We start from the raw sequence: 24,455 nt of genomic DNA, 5'->3' as shown, positions 1-24,455 counted from the left end.
CCTGACGGAGGCCGACATGAAGATCTGCGGAATAGACCTGCACTCGAACATCCGTGTGGCGGTGGTTTGCGTACAACGATGTGGCCTTGAAAATCCACTGTGTGAACCTGAAGCACGCTCTTGGCCAGGTTCAGTCCAACAGTCGCTATGTTAATGATGAACGCCCCTTTGCCGTGGACATCACGACTTCTCCACTGGCATGAATCCCTCGCCGCTTAGCGGGGTCGTCCATCATCAGAGCCTGTCGGAGTGCTTCAATCCCATGACCCAACCAACGTCGGCCTCTGGCCGAGGCCGTGTGGAAGCTGTTTTCTTTTCCCTAAAGCTCAGCTCGCCAGCCCGACCAATGAAGTTTAATAGTTACGGCCCGCGCTAACGCAACGTTTCGAGCGTAAAAAAGGCCCTACAGGCCCTAGGCTCCAGCCATCTTCATCGCCTTTATTGCCCTGGCAACTCCAAGTATCTTCATGACGCGCTTCAGGTTGTAGGCCAGCACCTGAAGACTCATTTCGGTGCTCACCCGTCCGAGCGTTCGGGTCAGGAAGTGTGTGGCACCCATCCAGTGCTTGAGCGTGCCGAAGACATGTTCGACGGTGCTTCTGCGGATGGTCATTGCGTCAGGCTTGCGGTCTAGCCGACGCTGCATGGCCTCAAGTATCTGTTCGTGCTCCCATCGTCGGATGCGGCGGTAGTCGCTGGGTGAACATCGCTCCTTGAGATGGCAACGCGGGCAGGCGCTGGGCCAGTAGACCTGCAGAGTCATCCCGTTTTCAACGGTCGTGAATCGACGAACGGCACGCTCGCCGGCGGGGCATCGATACTCGTCGTTCCTTGCAACGTAGACGAAGTCCCGCTTGGTGAAGAGCCCCTTCTTCCGTGATGCTGAGGTGAGTGGCTTCGGAACATATGCGGTGATGCCGCCCAGTTCGCACGCGCGGATATCCGGACCGCTGAAGTAGCCCCGGTCAGCCAGCACCTTCAGCTTTGGCTTGCCCATCGCGCTCTTCGCCGACCGAGCCATTCTGCTGAGTTGTCCGTGATCGTTTCCGACGTTAGTTACCTCGTGCTCAACGATCAGGTGATGCTTCGTGTCCACGGCAGCCTGAACGTTGTAGCCGACTGTTCCGGTTCTTTTGCCACCACTGGTCATGGAACGGGAGTCCGGGTCCGTAAGCGACAGCTGTCTGTCCGGTTGTTTCTTCAACTGCTTTCTGATCTGCTTGAGCTCGCGCATCTGCTGGCGCAAGCGGGCGATCTTCTCGTACAGGCGAACGGTCTTCACATCGAAACCTGTTGGACTGGTCCGGTCTACGGTTTCAATCAGGTCGAGATACCGCTGCACGCTTTCCTCGATCTGCTGCTGACGCTTGTCGATCTTGCTCGCCGTGTAGTTTCTGTCGCGGCTGTTTGACGCCTTGAACTTGCTACCGTCGATGGCCACCATGTCACTCGATAGCAGTTTCAGACCGCGACACAGTTCGACGAAACGCCGGCATACGTTGCGAATGGCTGCGCCGCTGTCATGGCGAAAGTCGGCGATCGTCTTGAAGTCGGGAGCCAGACGTCCCGTTAGCCACATCAGTTCGACGTTGCGCTGACATTCGCGCTCAAGCCGTCGGCTGGAGGGGATCCGGTTCAGATACCCGTAAATGTAGATCTTGAGCATCACGCCCGGGTGATAGGACGGGCGGCCCGTGATCGCTGGCGTGCTACCGTTGAAACCAGGATCCGCAAGGTCCAACTCGTCGACGAAGGCGTCTATGACCCTGACCGGGTTGTCCTGTCCGATATAGTCATCGACGCATTCGGGAAGTAGTGCAACCTGCTTGCGGTCATCGCCTTCAACGAATCGCTTCATGAGTCACCCAATCTGAATGCATTGATTCAGTTTAGGCGATCAATGCGTTTTCACACGGCCTCGGTCGCGAAAAAATAACTTCCGTGTCTTCGACGAGCGTTCAAATCCCTCGATTGGCGCATCGACGACCTGTACGCGCTAGAACGTATAGGCGACGTTCAGGAAGACGTTAAGCGGATTGAGCCGGAGCGTGGATTTGGAAACGATCTGCGTTCCCGTTGCGGTCTGCCCGTATAACGTAAGGTGGGTCTTCACCGGAACGTAGCCAAGAGAGGTTCCGACCGACCAGTGTTTTGTAATCGCGTAATTTGCCCCGACCTCGAATACAGGGTTCCACGATGAACTGAGTGTCGCACGTGCCGAGCCGCCTGGACCAAGGCTATCGGTGACAAACTGGCTATTGGTTGTCCGAACCTGGGTGAACCACGTATAGTTCACGCCGAGCCCTATGAACGGACGGAATTTCGATTCGGCTGAAAACAGGTGGTATCGTAGTTCGATGGCGGGCGGCATCGGCCTTGTTGTGCCGAGCTTGCCATACTTCTGCAGCGTCCCGTCACCAATCAGATCCACCTTCATTGGTAGTCCAAAAAGCATGGCGACACCAATGTTGTCCGTGACGTAGTACTCGGTGGTAATTCCCACCGTATCAGTTGAGCTCGCATGCGCTCCGCTACCAGATAGCTGGTGATTCACCGCTACACCGCCAATGCTTTCCACGGTTAGTGGCGTTGCGTCGCCCTGCGGCGCAATGTGAAGCCATCCTGTTGACAGCGTTATGCTTCCGGCCGACTGCGCATTGGCATTGTCGATAAGCCCAGCCGAGCAGATGCAGGCCGCCATACCGACCGATCTGATTGCGCGTTTGTAATTCCTCATGTCTCTTCTCCTGTCGCTCTGTCTGGAAATTTTTATGAATCGTTGGCGTTGCGGCTGGATCTGCTCAATTGATTGTTTTCCTCCTTTCGTATGGCTACACATGCCGCATCCTCCGATCGCCCTGCACCCCTAGTACGCGTGCATGGCCAGGCGCTGCATCTCAGGCGGGAACACGCGCCACGCACCGTCGCGGTGCCAGAAGAAAAAGAATCCAAGCGGGCCTGTCGGTAGCAGTAGCTCGATACGCACGCAGGGTTTCTGATTCGATCGCGCGCGACTGAATCGGGTAACCCGAACCGGTGTCGATGAAGTCGGTCCGAGCCATTTTTCAACCTGCGAACGCAAAGACCTTTCTGATGCAATACTCATCCTCTTTCCCTTTCAAGCGAATAGGTGTACTAAATCCAATACGCTGGCAGGCATTTCAACGCGGCATCGCGACGGGTACTTCCGATTAACCTCTAATCCGGTCGCACGACCGAACACGTCCCTTTGATGTCGTGGCTCGTGTCACGTTGGCCTGCCCTACGCATCTGTTGCTGCCGGGTCCGTCCCCGTCGATTGCTCCGCCCGCGATGGCCTCGCGGCGGCCGAGATCGAAAATGCGAACGGGAAGCGTCCGAGCGCGGAAGTCGCCAATGCTTCGAACGCTAGGTCGCCAAGTTCGACGTGAAGTGAAATTCCACGCGAAGTGTCATCAATGAGGCTAACGGTTGCATCCTCGACGCCAGCCTCTACGAGGGCCGACTCCAGGGCGTCTGCCGTTTCGCGTCGTTTCAGCGCCGGCTTGAAGATCTTGCCGACGCCGGTCAGTGGCATCGCATCCACGATCCGTATCCCCTTTGGCAACGCGGCGCGTTCGTTGATCTCGCGACGCAGAAACTCGGCCAATTCCGCTTCGGTTGCGGTTGTGCCTGACTTTAGCTGGACATAGGCGACCGGCAACTCACCCGCATGCATATCGGGGCGCCCTACAGCTGCGGCGATCTGGACTGCGGGATGGCGATGCAGTGGTTCCTCGATTGCCGCAGGGTCGATGTTGTGTCCGCCCCGGATAATCAGCTCCTTCCGCCGGCCGGTGAGCCAGAAGTAACCGTCGGGGTCGCACCGTCCGAGATCGCCGGTATTGAGCCAGCGGCCGCCGTCACCACCTTCCATCCAGATGCCACTGTTCTGCTCCGGCCGGGTATAGCCAGCGAACACGTTTGGGCCGGAGATAACCAGCTGGCCGACCTCATCCGCAACGCAATCCCGTACATACCGGCCACTTTCATCGGCCACCACTGCTTTCATTGCCTGACCGGGCAGACAAAGACCAATCGAACCGACCCTGCGCTCGCCAAGCGGAGGGTTCACGCTGCTAACGCAGGTACCTTCCGTAAGGCCGTAGCCCTCAAGGATTCTGATTCCTGTACGATCCTGAAAAGTGCGAAGTAATTCCACCGGCATGGGGGCGGCGCCGCACAGGCCATACTCGAGCGAGCTGATATCGTGCTCGCCAACCGGAACGTCCAGCAGCGATCCGTAGAGTGTCGGGACAGCACTAAAGAAGTTGATGCGGTAATGCTCGACAATTTCCCAGAAGCGCTTTACAACGCCTTGGCCCCGATAACCTTGCGGTGTGCCGAGCACGACGTGGGCACCACGCGAGAACGCCAGCAGACCTGTCACCATCACCGCGTTCACATGAAAAAGCGGCAGTCCGCAAAAAATCGTTTTCCCCGGACCAATGCTTTCTCCGAAGAATTGACCCGCGTTCCACGCATTGGCCACCTCGTTGCCGTGCCGGCGAATTGCAATCTTCGGCAGCCCGGTGGTGCCGCCCGTGCAGAAGAAGGACGACACATCTTCGATGCTCATTCGACGCGCGCTGCTGAGCGCCACCCCGGACTCCCTCGCGATGGCAGTGCTGAAATCGTGGATGCCGACATGCGCAGGAACGGCACCGTGAATGCCGCCAGGCCCATGCAGTTCTGAACACTCGCCACGTTGAAGCATCCGGGCCGCAAATCCCTTTTCGCCCGGCATGCGGTCGGCCGGGTTCACGAGCACCAGATGCTGCAGGCAAGGGATCTTGCGCAACACCGCTTGCACCTTCTGCCAGAGGTCAGTTCCGGGAAACGGCGCCAGGGTCACAAGCACGCTCGCACCTGAGGCGTTGAGCAGTTCGCCGATGGCTTCACTCTCAAGCAGCGGATTGATCGCGCAGACAATCCCGGCGGCTTCCCCGCCCCAGATCACAAAGTGCGTTTCAGGAAGGTTGGGCAGAACGTATGCGACAACGGAGTCGCGCTGTACGCCCAGGCGCGCAAACATGTTCGCGGTTCGCGTGACATCACGCACGAGTTCACTATACGTCCAGCACTCAGCGTCCCGGTGGTCGTCGGCCGTTGCAAAGAACGAAAGTGCGGGTGCCGATGGATTGATGGCGGCGCCCCGACAGATCATCTCGTAGGTACTCGACGGAAGATCCGCTGGCTGCCCCTGCGTTTCAATGGCAAGGACATTGTGTACGTTTGCGACGCCTTTCATGCCGCCTGTTCCATAACGACGTTATGCTGTACGCCCAGATCGATCGAGCGGTCATGGCTGACGATATGCGCCTCCACGACGTCACCCACGCGCAGATACTGAGGCCTTTCCTCCTGCATCTTCAGGAAGAGACGCCATTTTTCTGCATCAGGCAGCTGCGCCGCGGCGCGCATCTTTTCAGGTGACGGAATGCTCAGCGCACAGCCGGAGGGCGTGCCGGTCGCGAGCAGGTCCCCGGTGCGCAGGTCGTGTATACCTGAGAGCTCCGTTAAGGTCTCTGCCGGACCGTAGACGAGGCCCGCCGTGGAGTCATTCTGGCGAACCGTTCCGTTTACCGTCAGCGTCAGCACAAGCTCCTTCAGCTTTGAAATGTCCTGTTTCTCCAGGAGACAAAGGTAAGGGCCGATGGGGCCAAACGTGCGATAGCTTTTGCCCTTGTAGAACTGCATTTGCGGAATCTGGACATCGCGCGCCGAATAGTCGTTGACGATCACGGCGCCGGCGATGTACTCGTGCAGATTCTCCTCGGTGACAGTTTCGCGGGACGTAATGTCGCGTTTGAGGACGAGACCGAGTTCGATCTCGTAGTCGAGGAACTGCACCCCGACTGGTTTAACCACGGGCGAGTCGGCCGGAACGATGCAGCTCGTCGCCTTCGTGAAGATCATGTTGAATTTCTTCACATCCGGGTCCATGCCGGACTCGATCATATGCTGGCGATAGTTTGCGCCCTGGCAGATGAACTGCTGATTGGGGGTCACGGGAGACAACCATTGCACTTCCGACTCGGGAATCGTCGGACCGCTTAGCAGGAACAGCCGTTCGACCGGGTTGGCCTCGATAAACTCGGCAGTCGACTTGAACTCGCCGGGAATCGGCGTGATAGCGCCATTAGCGACCACGCCCCACTGGGCGCGGTCTTGATGCAAATAATGCAGAACGTGAAGTGCCATTTATCGATCTCCGGATTCTATGGAAGGGGTTGGTTCAGGCGAAAAGCTTTGCCAGCGTCCGCAGCTTGCTTAGTGTCAGGTCGGGGCTGCGGCGCAGGTTCCTGAAGAGCGCCACGATGCTCGCGGGCGTGAATTTGGGTTTTGTGAAACTGCGCGGCATCGTCGGCCCCCATTGGGCCATTGCTTCGCGGCTCACCGCGTGCAGGCCCGAGGGCGCATCGGCCGTAAAGAGATCGCCATCGCAATAGTGCTCGTGCTTGTTGCCCCACGGGTCCTGCCAGTAGTCGAAGATCTGGCTGCCCAGGATATGGCGGCCGATCCCCCACGCGTGCGTCCAGCCCTTCTCGCGCAGGACGCGCTGACCCATGCCGAGCGCGTCGGCGTCAACGACTTCGTAGGCGCTATGGCTGTAGGTGGGCAGGAAGCCTTGTGCAAGCGCGAGCGTATGGTGATCGGCCGGCTTGTCACCCAGATCAAGCCGCATGAACGCGACGACGGGCGAGCCATCGGGAAGCACCTGCACATCGCTCGGGATGAAGCCGAAATGCTGCGTATACCATGCGCAGGTTTCCTGATAGTCGGCGAGTTCGAGCACGACATGTCCGAGCCGGATAACTTCGGGCGCGCGCTCGGGCGGTCGCTGCGTCCCGTTAATCCGGACGGCCGCATCCACGGAGTTGAACAGCAATGGCGGCCGATGGGACAGCGTTGAAGCTGGCGCCTGGCCCCATATTGCATCGACGCGAAAGCCGGAAGGGTCGGTCAACCGTACGATATAGCCGCCGCCAGGCAAGGACGACCGTTCGGCCTCGGAGGCGCCAGGCACTTTTGCAAGTGCATCAAGATCCGCCCTGCTGTCGACCTGCAGCCCAAAACCGACGAACCGGGATTTCGGCGCCTTTCGGACGACATAGCAGAAATGCGAAGCACCCGTTCCCCGCAGAAGCAATAGCGCTTCACCGCGCGATACGGTCTGTAGCCCGAAATCATTGAGAAATTGCTCTGCTTTCCCAAGGTCTGGCCGCTCGAATATCAGATAGGCTAATGCCGACGCTTTCGACGTGGGATCAGGGTGACGAGCCGGCTGCGCAGTGGTCAGTTTCATAACGGATAAGAAATCAGGCGGTCCGAATAGCGGTTTCAACTTCCGGTGTCTGCACGCTCACGGGATTACCCAACAAGGCAAGACTCTCGCGCACGATACGGTTTGCATCGGTGGCCGGGCCATCGTGGACGATCGTCTTGTCGGGCCGGACTATGGCAGCCCACCCGAGAGGCACCAGCCCGGGAAGAAATACGCCTTCGAGGTCTTCCCAGCTGTCGCGCGGGGCGAGATGCAGCCGTTGCCCCCGATGGGCAATCTGGACAACGCGCCCTCCGGCACGCGCAAACGCTGCGGCCGTCGCGTGCTCGAGCGCAGCCGCCGCATCCGCGCCAAACCCGATCAGCGTGAGGCCCTGCCCGAGCACGTCGTCGCTCAGACGCGTGGCGCCATCCGAACCTCTCACCCAGCCTTGCGCGATGACAGCGCCACGAACAAGCTTCGTCGACGAGCGGCCCTGGACGAACAGTCCCCGGCGAAATGCATTCTTCGGCTTGATCTGCAGCTCCTCGAATTGCGCGCGCAGGCGCGGTACCAGTCTCGACAGACGCATCAACCCGTGAGTCAATAAGGCGACGACACCACTTCGGGGCATGACAAGCTTGCCCATGAACTTCGCGAGGTGGATCATCGCCTTCGCGTGGGGGCGCCGCTCCTCGTCATAGGTATCGAGAATCCCTGGATCGGCACGTCCTTTCACCACCCATGCGAGCTTCCAGCAAAGGTTGGCGGCATCGCGAAGACCTGCGACCAACCCCTGCCCGACAAATGGGGGCGTGATGTGGGCCGCGTCGCCCGCCAGGAACACCCGGCCCTTGCTGAATGAATCGACAGCGCGCGCATGGAAGCGGTACACGGCCTTGCGCTCGATGATCATGTCTTCCACATTGCCCCAGGGGGAAAGCAACTCCCGGATACGCGTCTCGGATTCCATGTCCTCGCGACGCTCGCCAGGCCGGAGCATGAATTCCCAGCGTTCACGGCCGCCAGGCGCGACCATATGCGGGATCGGCCGACGGTGATCGCAGATGAACTCGATGTGATCGATCGGACGCGGTACTTGGCGGGCATCGACAATCAGCCAATCCTCGGCGAACGTCTTGCCCTTGAATTCCTGCCCAATGAGCTGGCGTACCAATGAACTCGCTCCGTCCGCGCCGACCAGATAGCGGGCCCGTATCACATGAGTGCGCCCCTGGCCAAGATCTAACGATGCGAGCACATGATCCCGTTCCTCCGTGAAGCTCTTGAGCTCGACCCCCAACGCGATATTCGCACAGTCGTATGTCTCGAGCCGGGCGCGCAGGCACCGTTCCAGGTCTGGCTGGTAGAAGGTGACGAGCTTCGGATGGCCATCCAGGCTGCCCAGCGAATTCACCCTGCCGAACAGCCCTAGCATGGGTGACCTCATGCGAACGTACGGTATGGCGATCGTCTCGAAATCACTCTCCGCAACGCCGGCAAGCTGAAGGATGCGCAGCGCTTCGTTATCGAGCGCGATTGCACGGGGCGCCATGAATACTTCAGTCGACCTGTCGACAACCATCACGTTCACGCCGTGCCGTGCCAACAGATTGGCAATCGTTGCACCCACCGGTCCGCAACCCACCAATAAAACGTCCACGTCTCGCGGAAATGCCCCGATCGGCGCACGACCCTCGCCATGCCGACTGCACGGCGCGGATCCATCTTTTGCTGCTGTCTCCACAGTCACTCCGTCTGTTGTTTGTTAGACCGGCGCTAGGCGGCCGTTAATGACATTAAAGTCATAGTTGAGTGTTTTGTCAATATAGACAATAGCATCTATACTTCGGTGTATGGCCAAAACTGGACCGATCATGCCGAACACTTCAAATCGCCCGCCAGCAAAACGTCCTACCCGTGCGGCGCCAGTCTCCCCGGTTGCCGTTCCCGAAGAGCGCGAGCCGCGTGGCGCGCGTCGCAAGCGCGAAACGCGCAGCCGCCTGCTCGATGCTGCCCTCAGGCTGATGGCCGAAAAGGGCATGGAAGGTGTAGCCATCAACGAAATCACCGAGGCCGCCGACGTCGGCTTCGGGTCGTTCTACAACCACTTCGAGTCGAAGGAAGCCATCTACGCGACGCTTGTGGACAACGTATTCGAGGAGTTCGCCGACATGCTCGATCGCCTCACCGGGGGCCTGTCCGACCCCGCTGAAGTGATCGCCGTCTCGGTGCGCCATACCCTGATGCGTGCGCGGCGCGATCCCGTATGGGGACGCTTCCTGATACGCGAAGGCTTTTCGGCGCGCGTCCTGAGCCGCGGGCTGGGTCAGCGGCTGCTGCGGGATATTGGAAATGGCATCGCCGCCAAGCGCTTTATGGTGGCCGACCCCTTCATCGGCTTTCTTTCGGTGGGCGGCACAGTGCTCGCGGCAGTTGCAGCCGAGCTGAATTTCGTTGCGCCGGGCGCGCCGGCGGCGCAGTTGCTCGGCGAACTTGGCTTCAGCGGAGAGCACTTCGCCGAGCGCACGGCAGCAACGCTTCTGCAGACACTCGGGCTCAAGCGCGCGGAGGCGGAGAAGATTGCAATGCGAGCGTTGCCGCTCGTCGAGGCGGAAATCGATGGGGATTGAGGCGGGCGACGTTAAGGTAAGTGACGGGATTGGAGTCATCGCCCCGGTACGATAGGCAACGGTGCTTTCCGGCTGGCCTTGTCTATCAATCTGTTTCTGTGTCTGGACTCAGTTCAACCGCCGACGCGAGGCATTCCTTTCAGACCCGCTCCGCAGCGCGCGCAACGCGCCCCCCACCGTGGAGGCTTGCGGAATAGCAGATTGCATCCGTGGCAGGCAATCAGATTCGGATGTTCCATACTGGGACGCGACAAGGGAAATTTCGGCGCCATGCGGCGCGGGCGGTAGCGCCCGCTCAATTGCTTTAGCCGACGGCGCACCCTCTTTCCTGCATAACGAACTGGTAGGGCTGACCTGGCACCGGAAGTGTCGCCCGATGGAGAGCGACCCGGTTCATCGTGACGCTCTCCCCGACCAGCGGAAAAGAGGTCATTCTCTTGACGTTACGTGCGGCCGATCGGCAGGCAATTCGCCCATCGCCTGGAACAGTGCAGCGGTATCGCTCATACGCTGGCTCCCGGCGCGGACGGCGCCAAGCTGTGCATTGAGAAATCGCTGCTCGCTGGCGTGCTGTGCCGACGACGGCAGGGAACCCAGGCGGGCGCGCGACGTCGTTTCGTCGAATGCCGCATGGGCCGCCTGTGCCGCTCTTTCGGTTGATGCCAGCGTCTGCGCGTCGTTGTCCAGTGCGGCAAGCGAATCCGCGACATCCTGGAATGCCGACAGAACCGTCGACTTGTAGTGCAGAACCGCGGCATCGTAGGTATCGATCGAGGCTCTGCGTTGCGCGAACAAGGCCCCACCATGGAAGAGCGGCTGCGACAGGCCCGCACCGATCGCCCAGAGCCCGCCCGCGCCTGAGAGCATCGCGGGCCAGCTAAAGCCGCCGCGGCCCATCGAGGCCGTCAGCGACAGGCTCGGAAAGAGTTGCGCGGTCGCAGCGCCGACGTCTGCCGCGCCGGCCTTCACGGCGGCGTCGGCTGCCTGAATGTCCGGACGCGAACGCAGGAGATCCGACGGCACGACGACCGGCACATGGTCGGGCAACGCCATGCTGTCGAGGTCGGGAACGGTCGGTGCGTTGTCGGGCGTCCGGCCCATCAGTACCGCCAGCGCGTGGACTGCTGTGGCGCGCTGCTGGCGCAAGGCCGGAAGACTCGCCGCGATCGAATCTGCCTCCTGCGTCGAGTTGAGCGCCTGCACGTGCGAAATGGACCCGAGCGCGTACCGTTGCTGATCCTCGTTTGCGGTTTCGCTCGCCACGGCGACGAGCCGTTCGGTGAGCGCGATCTGGCGATTGAGCGCCGCCACATTGATCGCCGTGCCGACGATGTTGGCGGCGAGCGCGCGCCGGGCCGCTTCCAGCTCATACCCCTGCACGTTTACGCGAGCGGCAGCCGCAGCGTTTGCGTAGCGCGTCTGGCCGAAGAAGTCGAATGTGTAGTGCGCCTGAAGCTGTCCGGCGAAAAAGTTGTACTGCACCTGCTCAGGGCCGAGCCCCGGCACGACGGGCGAACGCGCGCGTTCAACCTGGGCGACACCGTCGACTGACGGCAGCGTGGATGAGCCGACCTGCGCGCGCAGTCCCTCTTGCGCGGCCGCGAGCGTTCGCTGCGCACCTGCAAGCGTCGGGCTGTTGCGCAAGCCTTCGTCGACGAGTGCATCGAGCGCGTCGGACCGGTAAAGCCGCCACCACTGCGGCACCGATGTCGCGCCGATATCGAACTGCTGAGCAATACCGCCTGCGGCAACAGTCTTCGAGGGCTGCGCCTGCGCCCCGTAGTGCTCGGGCGAAGGCATCGACGGCGGCACACCGCTGGGGCCGAACGAGCAGGCCGTCAGTGTGAGTGCCGTAGCCACTGCGAGAACGGATGTCTTATAGGCAAGCTTCATGATCAGATCTCCGTATGCTCGACAACAACCGGTTGCGTCCCGCGCTCATCGCGCCGGATCCTGAAGCACGTCGCATAGAGCGCCGGCAGGAAGAAAATGGTCAGTACCGTGGCGATCGTGATACCACCCATCAGCGCGGTCGCCATGGGCCCGAAGAACGCTGAGCGCAGGAGCGGAATCAAGGCGAGCACGGCGGCGGCGGCCGTCAGCATGATCGGCCTGAAGCGCCTCACGGTTGCACCGATAATCGCGTCGAAGCGCCCTTGCCCCGCCGCGATGTCCTGATCGATCTGGTCGACCAGAATCACGGAGTTGCGCATGATGATGCCGAACATGGCAATCACGCCGAGCAACGCGACGAAACCGAAGGGCTTGCCGAACAGGAGCAGCGCGGCCACGACGCCGATCAGCCCGAGCGGCGCTGTCAGCACGACGATAAACGTCCGCACGAAGCTCTTCAGCTGGATCATGAGCAGCGTCAGCACGGCGATGATCATGAGCGGCATCTCGGCGTTAATCGAGGTCTGGCCTTTCACGCTTTCTTCGACCGAGCCGCCCACGTCGATCCGATAGCCGACCGGCAGTGTGGCTTTTTGCTCCGCAAGTGCGTGCTCGATATCGCGGGTCACGTCGATGCCCTGCGCGTTGCCCCGAATGTCGGCCTGCACGGTAATCGTCGGCTGGCGGTCGCGCTGCCAGATCACCCCATACTCGAGCGCGTCCCGAACATGTCCGAGGGAACCGAGCGGAACCGGGCCGTTCGGTGTTGGAATCGCGAGGCTCGTGAGCTGCGCAGGATCGACACGCTCGCTCTTCGGCGCACGGAGATCGACGTTGATCAGCTTGTCCCGCTCACGGAACTGCGTGACGGTATAGCCAGAAAGCGTCATGGCCAGGAAGTTCGATACGTCCTCCGACGACACGCCAAGCTGGCGCGCCCTGTTCTGATCGATCTCGAACGAAATCGACCGTTCTGCCGGCTCGTCCCAGTCGAACTGGACATCGCGCGTGCGGGAATCGGCGCGGACCGTCCCGGCGACCCTTTCAGCAATTGAGCGCACGGTCGCAATGTCGTTGCCGCTCACCCGGAACTTGATCGGGAAGCCCACGGGCGGACCGTTCTCGAGTCGCGCCACACGTGTGCGCACGCCGGAGAACTCTTTCCCGAGTTTGGCATCGAGCCAATGCATCAACTCGTCGCGGTTTTCGACGCTTTTGGCCGTGATCACGAACTGCGCGAAGTTTGGCTGCTGAAGCTGCTGGTCGAGCGGCAGGTAAAAGCGCGGTGCGCCGGTGCCTACAAAGTCCACGAAGTGCTCGATCGCGGGCTGGCCGTCGAGCACCTTTTCCAGGCGCTTCGCTTCACGCAGGGTCGCCTCGAACGAAGCGCCTTCCGGCAGCCGCAGGTCCACGAGCAGCTCTGGCCGTTCAGAGTTGGGGAAGAACTGTTGCGGCACGCGCGTGAAGGCCGCCATCGCGATCGCAAAGAGCACGGCAGTGACGCCGAGCACGGCCCAGCGATGCTCGATACACCACGAGACCCACCCCGACAGGCGCCAGTAGAAGCCCGTGCTGTAAACATCGTGCTCATGATGGTGCCCGCCACTCTCGTGGCTCTTGCGCTCGGGCAGCATGTGGAAGCCCAGCAAGGGGACCAGCACGACGGCAGCGAACCACGATACGATCAGCGCAATGGCCGACACTTCGAAGATCGAGCGCGTGTATTCGCCCGTACTCGATTTCGCGAGTGCGATCGGCAGGAAGCCCGCTACCGTCACGAGCGTGCCGGTCAGCATCGGGAATGCCGTGCTCGAGTAGGCAAAGGCCGCCGCGCGCACGCGGCTCCACCCCTGCTCGAGCTTCACGGCCATCGTTTCGACGGCGATGATCGCGTCGTCGACGAGCAGCCCCAGCGCGAGCACGAGCGTGCCAAGGGAGACCTGGTCCAGCCCGATATTGAACACATGCATGCAGAGCGCCGTCACGGCGAGGACGATCGGAATCGAGATCACGACGACCATGCCGGTGCGCAGGCCGAGCGAAACGAGGCTCACGACCAGCACGATTGCTACCGCTTCGCCGACCGACCTGACGAACTCGTCCACCGAATGCTTGACCGCGTGAGGCATGCTCGAGACGGGAGCCAGCTTGAGTCCCGCCGGCATGGCCGCCTGCAGTTCGGCAGTTTTCGCGTCGAGCGCCTTGCCGAGGCTGATCACGTCGCCGCCTTTTTGCATCGTCACGCCGATACCGAGCACCACCTGCCCCCCGACGCGCATCTGGGTGACGGGCGGATCGTCATAGCCGCGCGTGATCTTCGCGATGTCACCGAGCCGGAACGTGCGTTTGTTCACGGTGATGAGCGTGTCGGCGAGCGCCTGCACGTCCTTGAACGCGCCGCTCGGTCGCACGAACACCCGGTCGTCCGCCGTCGTAATGGTGCCAACGGGCGCAACGGTATTTTGTGCGGCGATTGCCTGGGCGAGCTGCTGCGGCGTGATAGAGAGTCCCGTCAGCTCTGCATTCGATATCTCGACGAAGATGTGCTGGTCCGGGTCGCCAAAGTAATCGACCTTGGCGACGCCGGGCACGCGCAGCAGGATCGTGCGCAACTGGTCCGCGTAGTCGTGCAGTTGCGCAGGCGTAAAGCCGTCGCCTTCGAGCGCATAGATGTTTGTGTAGACGTCACCGAACTCGTCGTTAAAAAACGGTCCAACCGTCCCCTTAGGGAGCGTCGCGGCGATGTCGCCCACTTTCTTGCGCACCTGGTACCAGGTCTCTGGGACCTCCTTGACCGGAGCCGAGTCCTTCATTGCGAAGAAGATCATCGACTCGCCGGGCCGCGAGTAGCTCTTGATGTTGTCGACGTACGGCGCCGCCTGCAACTGACGGCCGATCCGGTCCGTGATCTGTTCCTGCACCTCGCGGGCAGTCGCGCCCGGCCAGTAAGTTTTGACCACCATGGTCCGGAACGTGAACGGAGGGTCTTCCGACTGGGCGAGCTGCGTATACCCGATCACGCCGAACAGGGTTGCAAGCCCGATCAGAAAGATCACCAGCTGCTGATGGCGCAACGCCCACGCGGAGAGATTGAAGCCACCTTCGCCATCTGCGTCGGCGTCGGATGGGGTGACGGGCGCGCTGTCACGCGCGGTTTCACGGTCGCGTGCGTTCATGACGAAAAATCCTCCGGATGCAACGGGGCCACCACCTGCACGTGTTGGTCTGCGCTCACTGCGTGCACGCCCTGCATCACGACGCGGTCGCCGTCGTGCAGGCCGCCGGTGACGGAGACCGTGCGCTCGTCGTAGCGCGCGATGCTGACAGGGCGCAGCTCAAGGGTGTCGCTGCCCGCGCGCACCAGCCACACAGCGGGATCCTCGCCTTTGTGAAAGAGCGCCGTCACAGGCAGCGCGAACGGACGTGCCGTTGCCGCGTCGCCGGCGGCATCGAACGTGACATTGGCCGTCATGCCGAGGCGAACTTCGGGGCTCGGCGCGGCCAGCGTGAGCTTCACGCGCCAGGTGCGGCTTTGCGGGTCAGCGGCGGGCGACACCTCGCGCACCCGTGCCTCGAAGGTCTTACCGGGCATCGCAGACAGGCTCACGCGCGCATTGCTGCCGACGGTCAATGCGCCAAGCGTCCGCTCGGGCGCATCGCAGACAACATCCACGTCTCCCGTCCAGTCGAGGTGATAGACGGCTTGATCTGCCTGAATATTCTGGCCGGTGTCGGCGTCCTCCGACGTGATGACGCCGTCGTGGTCTGCCGTGAGCGTGGCGTAGCGCAGGTGATCCGTGGCGAGCGCCATCTGAGCGAGCGCCGAATCGCGCTGCGCGAGCGCGGAAGCGTAGGCGTCCTGGGTCTGCTCCATCTGCGCCGTTGCGATCAGGTTTGCCTGCGCCTGAGCGTGGTCGCGATCGAGCTGCTGTTTGGCGTACACGAGACGATGTTCGGCGGCGTCGAGCTGCGCTCGCGCGTTGACCAGGTTATTGCGCAGGTCGGTAGGGTCGAGCAGCGCAACGGTCTGTCCCGCCTTGACGGTATCGCCGATGCGCACCCGCCGTTCGGTGATTTTGCCTCCGATCCTGAACGAAAGAGGCGTGGAGTACCGCGCCTGTATCTGAGCTGGCAACGAGGCGCTCGCCGTGCGCCCGTCGGGATGAACCGTGACAGCAACGACAGGCTTGGGCTCAGGAGCGACGGTTTCGCGCTGGTGGCAGGCCGTTAGCAGCATTGCGCCGCAAGCCGCAATGAGAAGACGTCCCCGGAGGGATGGCCGGACGACGGACGACAGGAAGGGGCGCGCAAGCGTCTGCGCATTAAGACCGGAAAGTTTCACGATGTTCACAAGGCAGGTGATGGTCCAGCAATAAAAATGGGCGAGGCATCGGAAGACACGGTGTGTCTGGCAGCATGCTTTGCGACGTGCGCGAGCACTCGATCCGGCATGTCTACAACTTAGTATTCCTACTCGCTTCGTCTGATACAAACCGCTTGCAACTCTTCGTACTTCGCCATCGCACGCGGCCACTCCCCACGAGACAGCTAGAGAACGAGCGTAAAACAGATCCTCGCCCCAAGCCCGGCGCTGGTGGATCGGGACGGCAGTGGACGATTCGTCTTCAGCGCTGCAACACCCTGTTCCAGGTACCGTCGCAACTCAATTCGTCTGTCCATGCGGTCGCTGATCCGTTCGCGACAGTGACATTACATCCCATAACTGATGCTATTGTCAATAATGACGTAAAAATCTACAATACGACGCTACAGAAATCTGGAACCGAGATGCCTGATACCCCGAACTCCCGTGCAACCCGGCAGCGCACACAAAAGCTGCCCGCTCCGGCCCAGGCGACCGAGGGGCGCCAGCCGCGCGGCGCCCGCCGCAGGCGGGAGACTCGTACCCGCCTGCTCGACGCGGCGCTCAGGCTAGTGGCCGAAAAAGGGATGGGTTTAGTGGCCATCAACGACATTACCGAGGCCGCCGACGTCGGTTTCGGCTCCTTCTACAACCACTTCGAATCGAAGGAAGGGATCTTCGCCGCGCTCGTCGAGTGGGTGTTCGAGGAGTTCGCCGATTCGCTTGACCGCGTGGCCAGCGGACTGTCCGACCCGGCCGAAGTGGTCGCGGTCTGCGTACGCCATACGCTGATGCGCGCCCGCCGCGAGCCGGTGTGGGCACAACTCCTGATCCGCGAGGGTTTTTCGGTGCATGCGCTGAACTGGGGTCTCGGTCAGCGACTGCTGCGCGATAGTCAAACTGGCATTTCAGCGAAACGCTTTGTCGTCTCGGACCACTTTCTGTGTCTCATTTCCGTGACGGGCATCATCTTCGCGGCGATCGCCGCTGAGATGCACTTTTCCGCCTCCGTCACACCAGCGGTCCAGCGGCAGAAGGAAACTGGACTCGGAGAGCAGAACTTCGCGGAGCGCGCTGCGGCGGTCGTGCTACAGGCACTTGGACTCAAGCGCGCGGAGGCGGAGAGGATAGCGCAGCTGCCGTTGCCCACGGGTAAGCCGGAAATCAAGCTCTGTCGAGCAAAACCGCGCGTCCGCTGATCGGGTAAACAATCCCCACGAGTGTGAAGGCTGCTGTTACACGATCGAAAGCATTGATCTTATGGACGACCATCGAGTCTGTTCGGCGACGCTGTCGGTCAACTCACTTGGCAGCTGGACTACTGTATTTCTCAAGCCCCCTAACGAACCGGACCGATATTCGCCGGGCAGTTCGGAATCTCCGATAACCCAGTGCGATAGCACTCGATTCCTTACCACACCTTGCGCTTATGACTTTGTACAATCGCCAAGCCCTGTCATGGGGCGCTGTAGCCCTAACGGTCGCCGTCCTGCTATGGATCTTGCGCCCCGTTCTCCTGCCATTCCTGCTTGGCGGCCTCATTGCATATGTCCTCCAGCCGGGGGTCGAGTGGCTGGTTCGTCACCGGACGCCACGCGGGCTCGCGGCGCTCGCGATGATGTTGTTATTCGGATTGATGGCTGCGCTGCTCGTTCTACTCGTGTTTGCCGTGATCCATAAGGAGGGACCTGAACTGGTCGGCCATATTCCGTCCTTGGTAGTGACGCTCAACACGTGGTTGCAATCCAAACTGGCTTTCCTGGGCCTGAGCTACTCGCTCGATTTGAGCAGTGTCCGCGACATCGTGGCGGTGAAACTCAAAGCGAGCGAACAGACAGTCGCGTTGGGTGTGTGGCAGTCCCTGCGCGCGAGCGGCAATGTGATGATTACTGTCGTCGGAAACGTCGTGCTGGTGCCGCTCGTGCTGTTCTATCTGCTCTATGACAGGCACGAGGCGTTCGCTCACCTGGAAAGCTTCGTTCCACGACGCTGGCTGGGCAAAACGCGGGAGTTCGTGGCAGAGATTGACCAGATGCTGTCGCAATACCTGCGTGGCCACCTACTCGTGATGGGAGTGCTCGCCGCGTTCTATCCAATAGCACTGACGATCGCGGGCTTCGAAATCGCGTTACCCGTCGGTCTCTTTACCGGGCTGGCGGTTTTCATTCCATATATCGGATTTGCAACTGGGCTGGCGCTTGCTCTTCTAGCCGCGCTGCTGCAGTTCGGTAGCTGGTATGGCGTCGGCGCGGTGGTCGCCGTGTTCAGCGTCGGCCAGATTCTCGAAAGCTTCATTCTCACGCCACGCCTCGTTGGCGAGCGCATCGGCCTGCATCCACTCGCGGTGATTTTCGCCCTGCTGGCGTTCGGTCAGCTCTTCGGATTCTTTGGCGTGCTACTTGCGCTGCCGGCCAGCGCGGTCCTGGCGACGGGTCTGCGCGAACTGCGTCGCCGCTATCTCGCGAGTGCGCTATATGGAAGCTGACTGATGTCTACAGCGACACAGGATCCGGCCCAACGCCGGAAGAACCGGCCCTAAGACGCGGCGCTTTCCAAGCACCACTTACGTTGAGGGGCGGCGACTCGTTTAGCCGCTCGGCGAATGACTGTCTGAGATGGCGTTCCGTATCGCCGTGGTGTCGACGACCAAACGCGCCTGCTCGCATCTAGTGCAGGCAGGATCGGCGGATTCCGCAGAAATCGACGCCACTAAAAAATTACAGAGCACGATCCCCGAGATAACTTTGATTTTTCTCATTGTCAGACCCCGTTGCTACTTGTTCGGAAGGTCGCACGAGTTTGCCAGCGTGGCACTCCGTCGATCGGCGCGATCTTCGGCTTCCGGCCAGGAAGAGACGATGGCGGGCACCTCAGGCATCTCGAAAGCAGACTGTCGCCCCTGGCGGCGCTCGATATTTCTTCCTCTGGCGAAATCTTTGCCAGAGGTATTGCCGCGCAAGCTTTCAAGGTTGTTTAACTTCTAGCGATAACTCCGGGGTTTGGCCGACCAGGTTGACAAGCAGATCGGCAATCAGCCGAACACGGGGCGAGCGTTTGACGTCCGGGTGCATTACGAGCCACAACTGCCGAACAGTCGAGCAAGTGTGATCTGATAGCAAACATAGTGTTGGGTCATGCGCGGCAAGAAAACAGGGAAGTGCAGCAATGCCTAACCCTGCTCGGGCGGCATGGAACAATGCGGCCAGATCGTTGCTCCGGAAGGCAAAACGACGGTCTCCAGCAATCTGATTGAGCCAACGCTGCTGAGGCACTTGACCGAGATTCTCGTCATAGCCCAGAAATTCCCATTCTGGCTGCGGTCGATCCGCATACCCGTTGGCAGCATAGAGGCCATAGCCCATCTTGCCTATGCATCGCGCGACCAGGCCTGGAGCGGTTGGCCTTGACATGCGAATGGCCAGATCGGCCTCGCCACGAGCCAGATTTGCGTCGCGCGATTCGCCTATCACTTCCAGATCGATGTTCATCCACTGGGATCGCATTTCAGCCAGGCGAGGCACCAGAAGATGGCTCGCCAATACGGGCGGAGCAGAAATGCGAACGGTACCCTTCAGGGACGATACGCCCACGGCCGCCCGGGAAAAGGCCTGCGCTTCGTCATCCAGGCGTCTCGCCTGCCTCGCCAATGTTTCGCCTTCTGGTGTAAGTGACCAGCCTTTCGGCAAGCGATCAAACAGCCTGACCTCCAGTGATTGCTCCAGCGCTTCGACCCGTCGAGCGACAGTTGAATGCTCGACACACAGCTTACGTGCTGCTCCCGAGAGGCTTCCGATCCGCGCCAGTTCGAGGAAATACCGGACGTCGTCCCATTGCAGACGCGGGCTTTCCGACGGCGCCTTCCCTGTGTTTTTTTGCACACTCATTGGCGATTTATCTGGAATTGTTCGGTAATTTTTCTCAGTGCAACATGAGCTTGCCAGAACAATCGCCAGGAGAACAGCATGACTTCCAGATCCGCATCCGGTGCGCCCTCGCTTCACACGGTCCAGGTCGCAATCGAGCAATACGGCGACGCTTCGCAACTGAAATTGCGCGAGGTTACGCTTCCCGCTCCCGAGGCCGGCGAGGTTCAAATTCGCCACACTGCGATTGGCGTCAATTTCGTCGACATCTATCACCGCACTGGCCTCTATCCTCTACCGGTGCTACCCGCAATCCTCGGCGTCGAAGCCGCCGGTGTCATTGACACCGTTGGCCCCGGCGTCGAATCTCTGCACCCGGGAGAGCGCGTCGCCTATGCTGGCCCACCGGTCGGTAGCTATGCGAGCGTCCGCAACATTTCTGCCGACCGCGTTCTACCGCTGCCCGACGACATCGGTGACGACATAGCAGCCAGTCTCCTGCTGCGCGGCATTACCGCCCACATGCTGTGTTCCTATGTGTATCCCGTCAAAGCGGGTGACACAGTACTGATCCATGCAGCTGCCGGCGGTCTTGGCCTCGTCATGGTGCAGTGGGCTAAAGCGCTAGGCGCCCGTGTTATAGGCACGGTTGGTTCGGCGGCGAAAGCGGAACTGGCGAAAGAACATGGCCTGGACGAAGCGATTCTGTATCGCGAGCGGGATTTCGTCGCCGCGATACAGGCAATGACCGACGGTCGTGGAGTCGACTACGCAATTGATGGTATCGGTGGCAAGACACTCATCGAGACTTTGGGTACCGTACGCCCCTTTGGCATGATCGCCAGCATAGGTCAGGTAAGTGGAGCCTCGGGGCCGATCGACCTGTCTCTGCTCGGTCCGGCCCGCTCGGTTGCCCTTTCTCGCCCAAGCGTATTCCGCTTCGTGTCGGATCCGGCACGCTACCGGGAAGGGGGATTGGCCACGTTTCAGCGCTTGCGAAGTGGCATGAGGGCTAAGGTTGGAGCAGTACTTCCTCTGGCCCAGGCGGCTGAAGCACAGCGTCGTCTGGAAATGGGCGAAACAAGCGGCTCAATACTTTTGCGGCCCTGAACTGGCCGGATGCCCAAAGGCGCGACACGCCAACGCAAGCGCGCAACACTCAGCTTTGCTTGAACGGCCGCTTTCTGCTTAGGTGTATGACCGCAATGGGTCCGACAAGAGGCGGTTGTGCCATCCCGACAGCGACCGTTCACGAACCCAGCGATGAGATCATGGGAGGCGAGGTCCCGGTTACAAATGCGCTTTCAGACCAGTCCATTAAGATAACCAATCGTATCTTGGTAGCTCAATTTCCCGCCTAAACTGCCAGATGTGGAAGCGCGTCACTCTTTCCACATGATGATGCGGTACCGACTCGCGGCCTCACCTTCAGATGACCGGGATCTGTCGGGCGCCGGGACCATATCTTACCCAGCCCCGGTACGCCGCTCCAGTTCTGCTGTCGTGCGCTCCAGCTCCTGCACGATCATCGCCTCATCGGGCAACACCGTCTGGTATTCCGCCGCGAGAATCTTGTTCGGCAGGTTGTCCAGCGCGTAGTGTGCTTCGGCCGCACCTTTTTCGGCGCAAAGGATCAGACCGACAGGTGGATTCTCCCCAGGCTTCATCCAGTGCTCGCGCGCGTAGTTCAGATAGAGATGCATCTGCCCGGCGTCCGCGTAGCTGAAACGACCGACCTTGAGATCGATGATGACCAGGCATCTCAAACGTCGATGGAAAAACACCAGATCGACCCTGAACCACGTGTCGTCGATTCTCAGGCGGCGCTGCCGGCCGACGAAAGCAAAGTCGTCGCCGAGCTCCAGCAGGAAATCCGCCAGATGCTGGATCAGCGCCTCCTCAAGATCCGACTCCGAGTACTCGTCCCTGATGTCGAGAAACTCGAGGACGAACGGGTCGCGAATCGCCTCCTCTGGCGTGAGGAGATCACCTGGCCGGACATCAGCGGCTTTCCTGAGCAGGGCCGCCTTGTTACGCGACAGCGCCAGCCGCTCGTAAAGCTGGCTACTGATCTGGCGGTCGAGCTGGCGCACCGACCAGCCTTCGCGCAACGCCTCGGTTTCATAGAAAGCGCGCGCGGCCGCCGTCTTCACTGAAAGCAGGCGCACATAAGCGGACCACGGCAGCGTAAAACGGGTGGCTAGCGCCAGGTAATCGGGCGCCGTTGCCGTGGCGTCGACAACGTCGTTCGCCGGCAGCGATTTTCCAGACGGCGTCTGGACATTTTCGGGAGCTGCAGATTTTCCAGACAGTGTCTGGAAAATCTCCACCGCCGGCCAGGCGGAATAAAAGGCGCGCATGCTCGCCAGATTGGCCTTGCCGAATCCGCGTCCGAAACGGCGCGTCAGGTCATCCGCGAGCCGGGCGATCAGCGCCTGTCCGTAGCCGGCGCGCGCCTGCCCGCCCTGCTCACTGGCGACGATCCGCCGCCCGATCTCCCAGTAGGCGGCGGTCATCACCGCATTGACGTTGCGTGCCGCCGTGCGTCGCGCCGACTCGACGACACTGACCACTTCCTTGTGCAGCCCGGCGTAGTCGCCGGGCGCGATCGCCACCTTCGTCATGGTGTGTTGACGGCATCCTTGAATGCCTTGCCGGCCGTGAACTTGACCGTCCTTGCCGCGGCAATCTGGATTTCGGCGCCCGTCGACGGATTGCGTCCGGTACGTGCGGCGCGCTGCCCCGTCGAGAACGACCCGAAGCCGACCAGTTGCACGGCGCCGCCGTCGGTCAGCGCGCGCATGATCGCCGCGCGCACCGCATCGATGGCTTCGCCGGTGGCGGCCTCGGTGTCGCCGGTGCGACCGGCGACCGCGTCGACGAGTTCCTGTTTGTTCATGGACAAGCCCTGTTCTGTGAGTAAAACCCGCACCCTACCTCATCGCACGGCTCCCAGGCAAACCCGAGGCAAACCGGACGCTGGCCGCCGTCAGCGCGTCGCCGGCGCCCTGCCCTGCCTTCGCCCCAGGATTCCGGGTCGCCGGCGACGACCGGAAAACGCCGTGCAGAAAAATCGCCACAACTGATAACTGGAGTAATCGCGAATGGTGATTTGGCTTGGCGGATTTCGCCCGTTCCGCTACGCCGCGCGGCAAGCCCCGCCCGGCAAGTCTTCCAGTCGCCCTGGCTGCCGCGGCGGAGGATGCGAAGATCCACCGGAAAGTTGCACGCACGGCGTCCGACGGAATGGAAGTTGATCCACCGCAGAAGTGAAAGTAATTGCTGTGCACGCTCGCCTGACTTCGACGGCAAAGTAGCGACAGGCAAAGCGGACGGGGCTCCCCGGTCCCCGGCCGATGGTGCAGCTCAATCAAGCGCTTTGCGCCCGAAGAAGTTCGTTCAGGTCTCGAGCGTAGGCGTTACGGCCCCAATTTCCGAAACCGCAGATCTTCCGATATCCACTATTTGGGAAACCCACTTGCGGACCGGATTTTCCGTACTAGACTGAATATCCTAACTCCCGCGGCTCTCTCTGGCGCCTCCGGACGCGACTGCTATGCGCCTGACAGTTCTGATCAATGGCCCTGATCCCACCGTCAACCATGACTACGCGGTGCTGTGGCTCGACACAGGCGAGCAACGCTGGTCTCGCGAGGCCCATGCGGGCATCGATCTGCCAGAGTGGGGCGAAATACATTACAGCGGCGACACAACGGTCCTCAGTAGATCCGCAGAGTCGCTTTGCGTCCTGCATGGTCTGCGCGTGAGCCGTCGTGAGGAAGTAACTTGTGCGGACGGTATCGCGACGTTGTCGCACGAAGCTTCAGATGCTCAGATTGCTTGGCACTGGCGCCTGCAGGCAGTTGATCGCACGCGGATACATGCGGACAGCGCATCGCGGGCGAAGTATCAGTGCGCGCGTCTTCCCCTATGACCGCTCTGACCGGTGCCACGGCAGCTCGCGTGCTGTCGGGCGACGTACGGCGCCCCGGTTAGCGATCTAGTCGTCCGGCGCGGCAATCCCCAGCGGACGCTGCTCGCCGTCCGGCTTTGGTATATAGCGAACTACAGTCGCTGTTCACCTAAAATCAGGCGGTATCAGCAGAATTAGCGTACCCAGTCGCGGAATTAACGAACCTCAACACCTGTCCATGAGTCAGTTATAAAGGACTCCTATCTGTTTAGGAATCTGATCAACCAACGTTTGAGTCGACTTCAACCGGACGGCCCCCGGGCTACGATGCAAATGTCACCTACCGGACCCGTGCAGCCGCCTTGAGAACCGAATGGTCGCATTGTAGTGGTCAAGTTATTTCGGACAGGGAGATAGGTTCTTTCACTGTCGGTTTCGCCTCGTAGGCAGCGGGCGACAGATAGCCCAAAGTCGAATGCAGGCGTACGGCATTGTAGAAACCGAC

The 24,455-nt window shown here is 60.9% G+C and carries 17 protein-coding genes; 5 read left to right on the top strand and 12 right to left on the bottom strand.

Annotation, left to right across the window (positions count from 1 at the left end):
- Nucleotides 1–412: 412 nt before the first annotated feature.
- From DLM46_RS31120 to DLM46_RS31090, 6 genes are all read right to left on the bottom strand, one after another.
- On the bottom strand, nt 413–1,858 hold the full coding sequence (locus DLM46_RS31120; protein ID WP_115107141.1) for an IS1182 family transposase: 1,446 nt from the start codon (nt 1,856–1,858) through the stop codon (nt 413–415).
- A 138-nt stretch (nt 1,859–1,996) separates the two neighbouring features.
- Nucleotides 1,997–2,737, bottom strand: a complete 741-nt coding sequence (locus DLM46_RS31115) for an OmpW/AlkL family protein (RefSeq protein WP_115107139.1) — start codon at nt 2,735–2,737, stop codon at nt 1,997–1,999.
- Between the two features lie 525 nt (nt 2,738–3,262).
- Nucleotides 3,263–5,269 carry an acyl-CoA synthetase gene (locus DLM46_RS31105; RefSeq protein WP_115107133.1) on the bottom strand — a complete coding sequence of 669 codons (2,007 nt, stop codon included), beginning with the start codon at nt 5,267–5,269 and terminating at the stop codon, nt 3,263–3,265.
- The gene (locus DLM46_RS31100) at nt 5,266–6,222 is read right to left on the bottom strand and encodes a fumarylacetoacetate hydrolase family protein (RefSeq protein ID WP_115107130.1); all 957 of its coding nucleotides are present in this window, start codon (nt 6,220–6,222) and stop codon (nt 5,266–5,268) included. The genes DLM46_RS31105 and DLM46_RS31100 overlap by 4 nt, the downstream gene beginning before the upstream one ends.
- A 34-nt stretch (nt 6,223–6,256) precedes the next feature.
- Nucleotides 6,257–7,327 carry a VOC family protein gene (locus DLM46_RS31095; RefSeq protein WP_115107127.1) on the bottom strand — a complete coding sequence of 357 codons (1,071 nt, stop codon included), beginning with the start codon at nt 7,325–7,327 and terminating at the stop codon, nt 6,257–6,259.
- Nucleotides 7,328–7,340: 13 nt separating this feature from the next.
- Entirely contained in the window at nt 7,341–8,969 is a 1,629-nt protein-coding gene (locus DLM46_RS31090) for a bifunctional 3-(3-hydroxy-phenyl)propionate/3-hydroxycinnamic acid hydroxylase (RefSeq protein ID WP_425274033.1), read from the bottom strand.
- A 193-nt stretch (nt 8,970–9,162) separates the two neighbouring features.
- Between DLM46_RS31090 and DLM46_RS31085 the strand changes: the two genes are divergently transcribed.
- Nucleotides 9,163–9,918: a TetR/AcrR family transcriptional regulator gene (locus DLM46_RS31085; protein ID WP_115107317.1), complete on the top strand. Its 756-nt coding sequence runs from the start codon at nt 9,163–9,165 to the stop codon at nt 9,916–9,918.
- A gap of 429 nt (nt 9,919–10,347) precedes the next feature.
- Here DLM46_RS31085 and DLM46_RS31075 read toward each other — a convergent pair whose 3' ends face one another.
- From DLM46_RS31075 to DLM46_RS31065, 3 genes are read right to left on the bottom strand one after another with little or no spacing between them, the layout of a single operon-like run.
- Complete coding sequence (locus DLM46_RS31075) at nt 10,348–11,811, bottom strand: efflux transporter outer membrane subunit (RefSeq protein WP_115107125.1); 1,464 nt, start codon at nt 11,809–11,811, stop codon at nt 10,348–10,350.
- Between the two features lie 2 nt (nt 11,812–11,813).
- Nucleotides 11,814–14,987 carry an efflux RND transporter permease subunit gene (locus DLM46_RS31070; protein WP_115107122.1) on the bottom strand — a complete coding sequence of 1,058 codons (3,174 nt, stop codon included), beginning with the start codon at nt 14,985–14,987 and terminating at the stop codon, nt 11,814–11,816.
- Nucleotides 14,984–16,048, bottom strand: coding sequence for an efflux RND transporter periplasmic adaptor subunit (locus tag DLM46_RS31065; protein WP_208866356.1), 1,065 nt, complete (start codon nt 16,046–16,048; stop codon nt 14,984–14,986). Before DLM46_RS31065 ends, DLM46_RS31070 begins: the two co-directional genes overlap by 4 nt.
- A gap of 551 nt (nt 16,049–16,599) precedes the next feature.
- Between DLM46_RS31065 and DLM46_RS31060 the strand changes: the two genes are divergently transcribed.
- The gene (locus tag DLM46_RS31060; RefSeq protein ID WP_115107119.1) at nt 16,600–17,373 is read left to right on the top strand and encodes a TetR/AcrR family transcriptional regulator; all 774 of its coding nucleotides are present in this window, start codon (nt 16,600–16,602) and stop codon (nt 17,371–17,373) included.
- A gap of 230 nt (nt 17,374–17,603) precedes the next feature.
- On the top strand, nt 17,604–18,659 hold the full coding sequence (locus DLM46_RS31055; RefSeq protein ID WP_115107116.1) for an AI-2E family transporter: 1,056 nt from the start codon (nt 17,604–17,606) through the stop codon (nt 18,657–18,659).
- 478 nt (nt 18,660–19,137) lie between these two features.
- Here DLM46_RS31055 and DLM46_RS31050 read toward each other — a convergent pair whose 3' ends face one another.
- Nucleotides 19,138–20,058 (bottom strand): LysR family transcriptional regulator, encoded by a 921-nt coding sequence (locus tag DLM46_RS31050; protein ID WP_115107114.1) that lies wholly within the window; start codon nt 20,056–20,058, stop codon nt 19,138–19,140.
- 78 nt (nt 20,059–20,136) lie between these two features.
- Here DLM46_RS31050 and DLM46_RS31045 point away from each other — a divergent pair, with 78 nt between their 5' ends.
- Nucleotides 20,137–21,147, top strand: coding sequence for a quinone oxidoreductase family protein (locus tag DLM46_RS31045; RefSeq protein WP_115107111.1), 1,011 nt, complete (start codon nt 20,137–20,139; stop codon nt 21,145–21,147).
- 356 nt (nt 21,148–21,503) lie between these two features.
- On the opposite strand, the gene DLM46_RS31040 is transcribed toward DLM46_RS31045, so the two are convergent.
- Both DLM46_RS31040 and DLM46_RS31035 read right to left on the bottom strand, forming a co-directional pair.
- Nucleotides 21,504–22,661 (bottom strand): PDDEXK nuclease domain-containing protein, encoded by a 1,158-nt coding sequence (locus DLM46_RS31040; RefSeq protein WP_115107109.1) that lies wholly within the window; start codon nt 22,659–22,661, stop codon nt 21,504–21,506.
- On the bottom strand, nt 22,658–22,936 hold the full coding sequence (locus tag DLM46_RS31035; RefSeq protein WP_115107106.1) for an HU family DNA-binding protein: 279 nt from the start codon (nt 22,934–22,936) through the stop codon (nt 22,658–22,660). Before DLM46_RS31035 ends, DLM46_RS31040 begins: the two co-directional genes overlap by 4 nt.
- A 657-nt stretch (nt 22,937–23,593) precedes the next feature.
- Here DLM46_RS31035 and DLM46_RS31030 point away from each other — a divergent pair.
- The gene (locus tag DLM46_RS31030) at nt 23,594–23,971 is read left to right on the top strand and encodes a DUF3564 family protein (RefSeq protein ID WP_115107103.1); all 378 of its coding nucleotides are present in this window, start codon (nt 23,594–23,596) and stop codon (nt 23,969–23,971) included.
- Nucleotides 23,972–24,455: the final 484 nt, after the last annotated feature.

The organism is Paraburkholderia lacunae (genome assembly GCF_003353175.1).
Taxonomy (GTDB): Bacteria; Pseudomonadota; Gammaproteobacteria; order Burkholderiales; family Burkholderiaceae; genus Paraburkholderia; species Paraburkholderia lacunae.
Note: the sequence above shows the minus strand (reverse complement) of the source record. Positions and strands in the feature narration are given on the sequence as shown.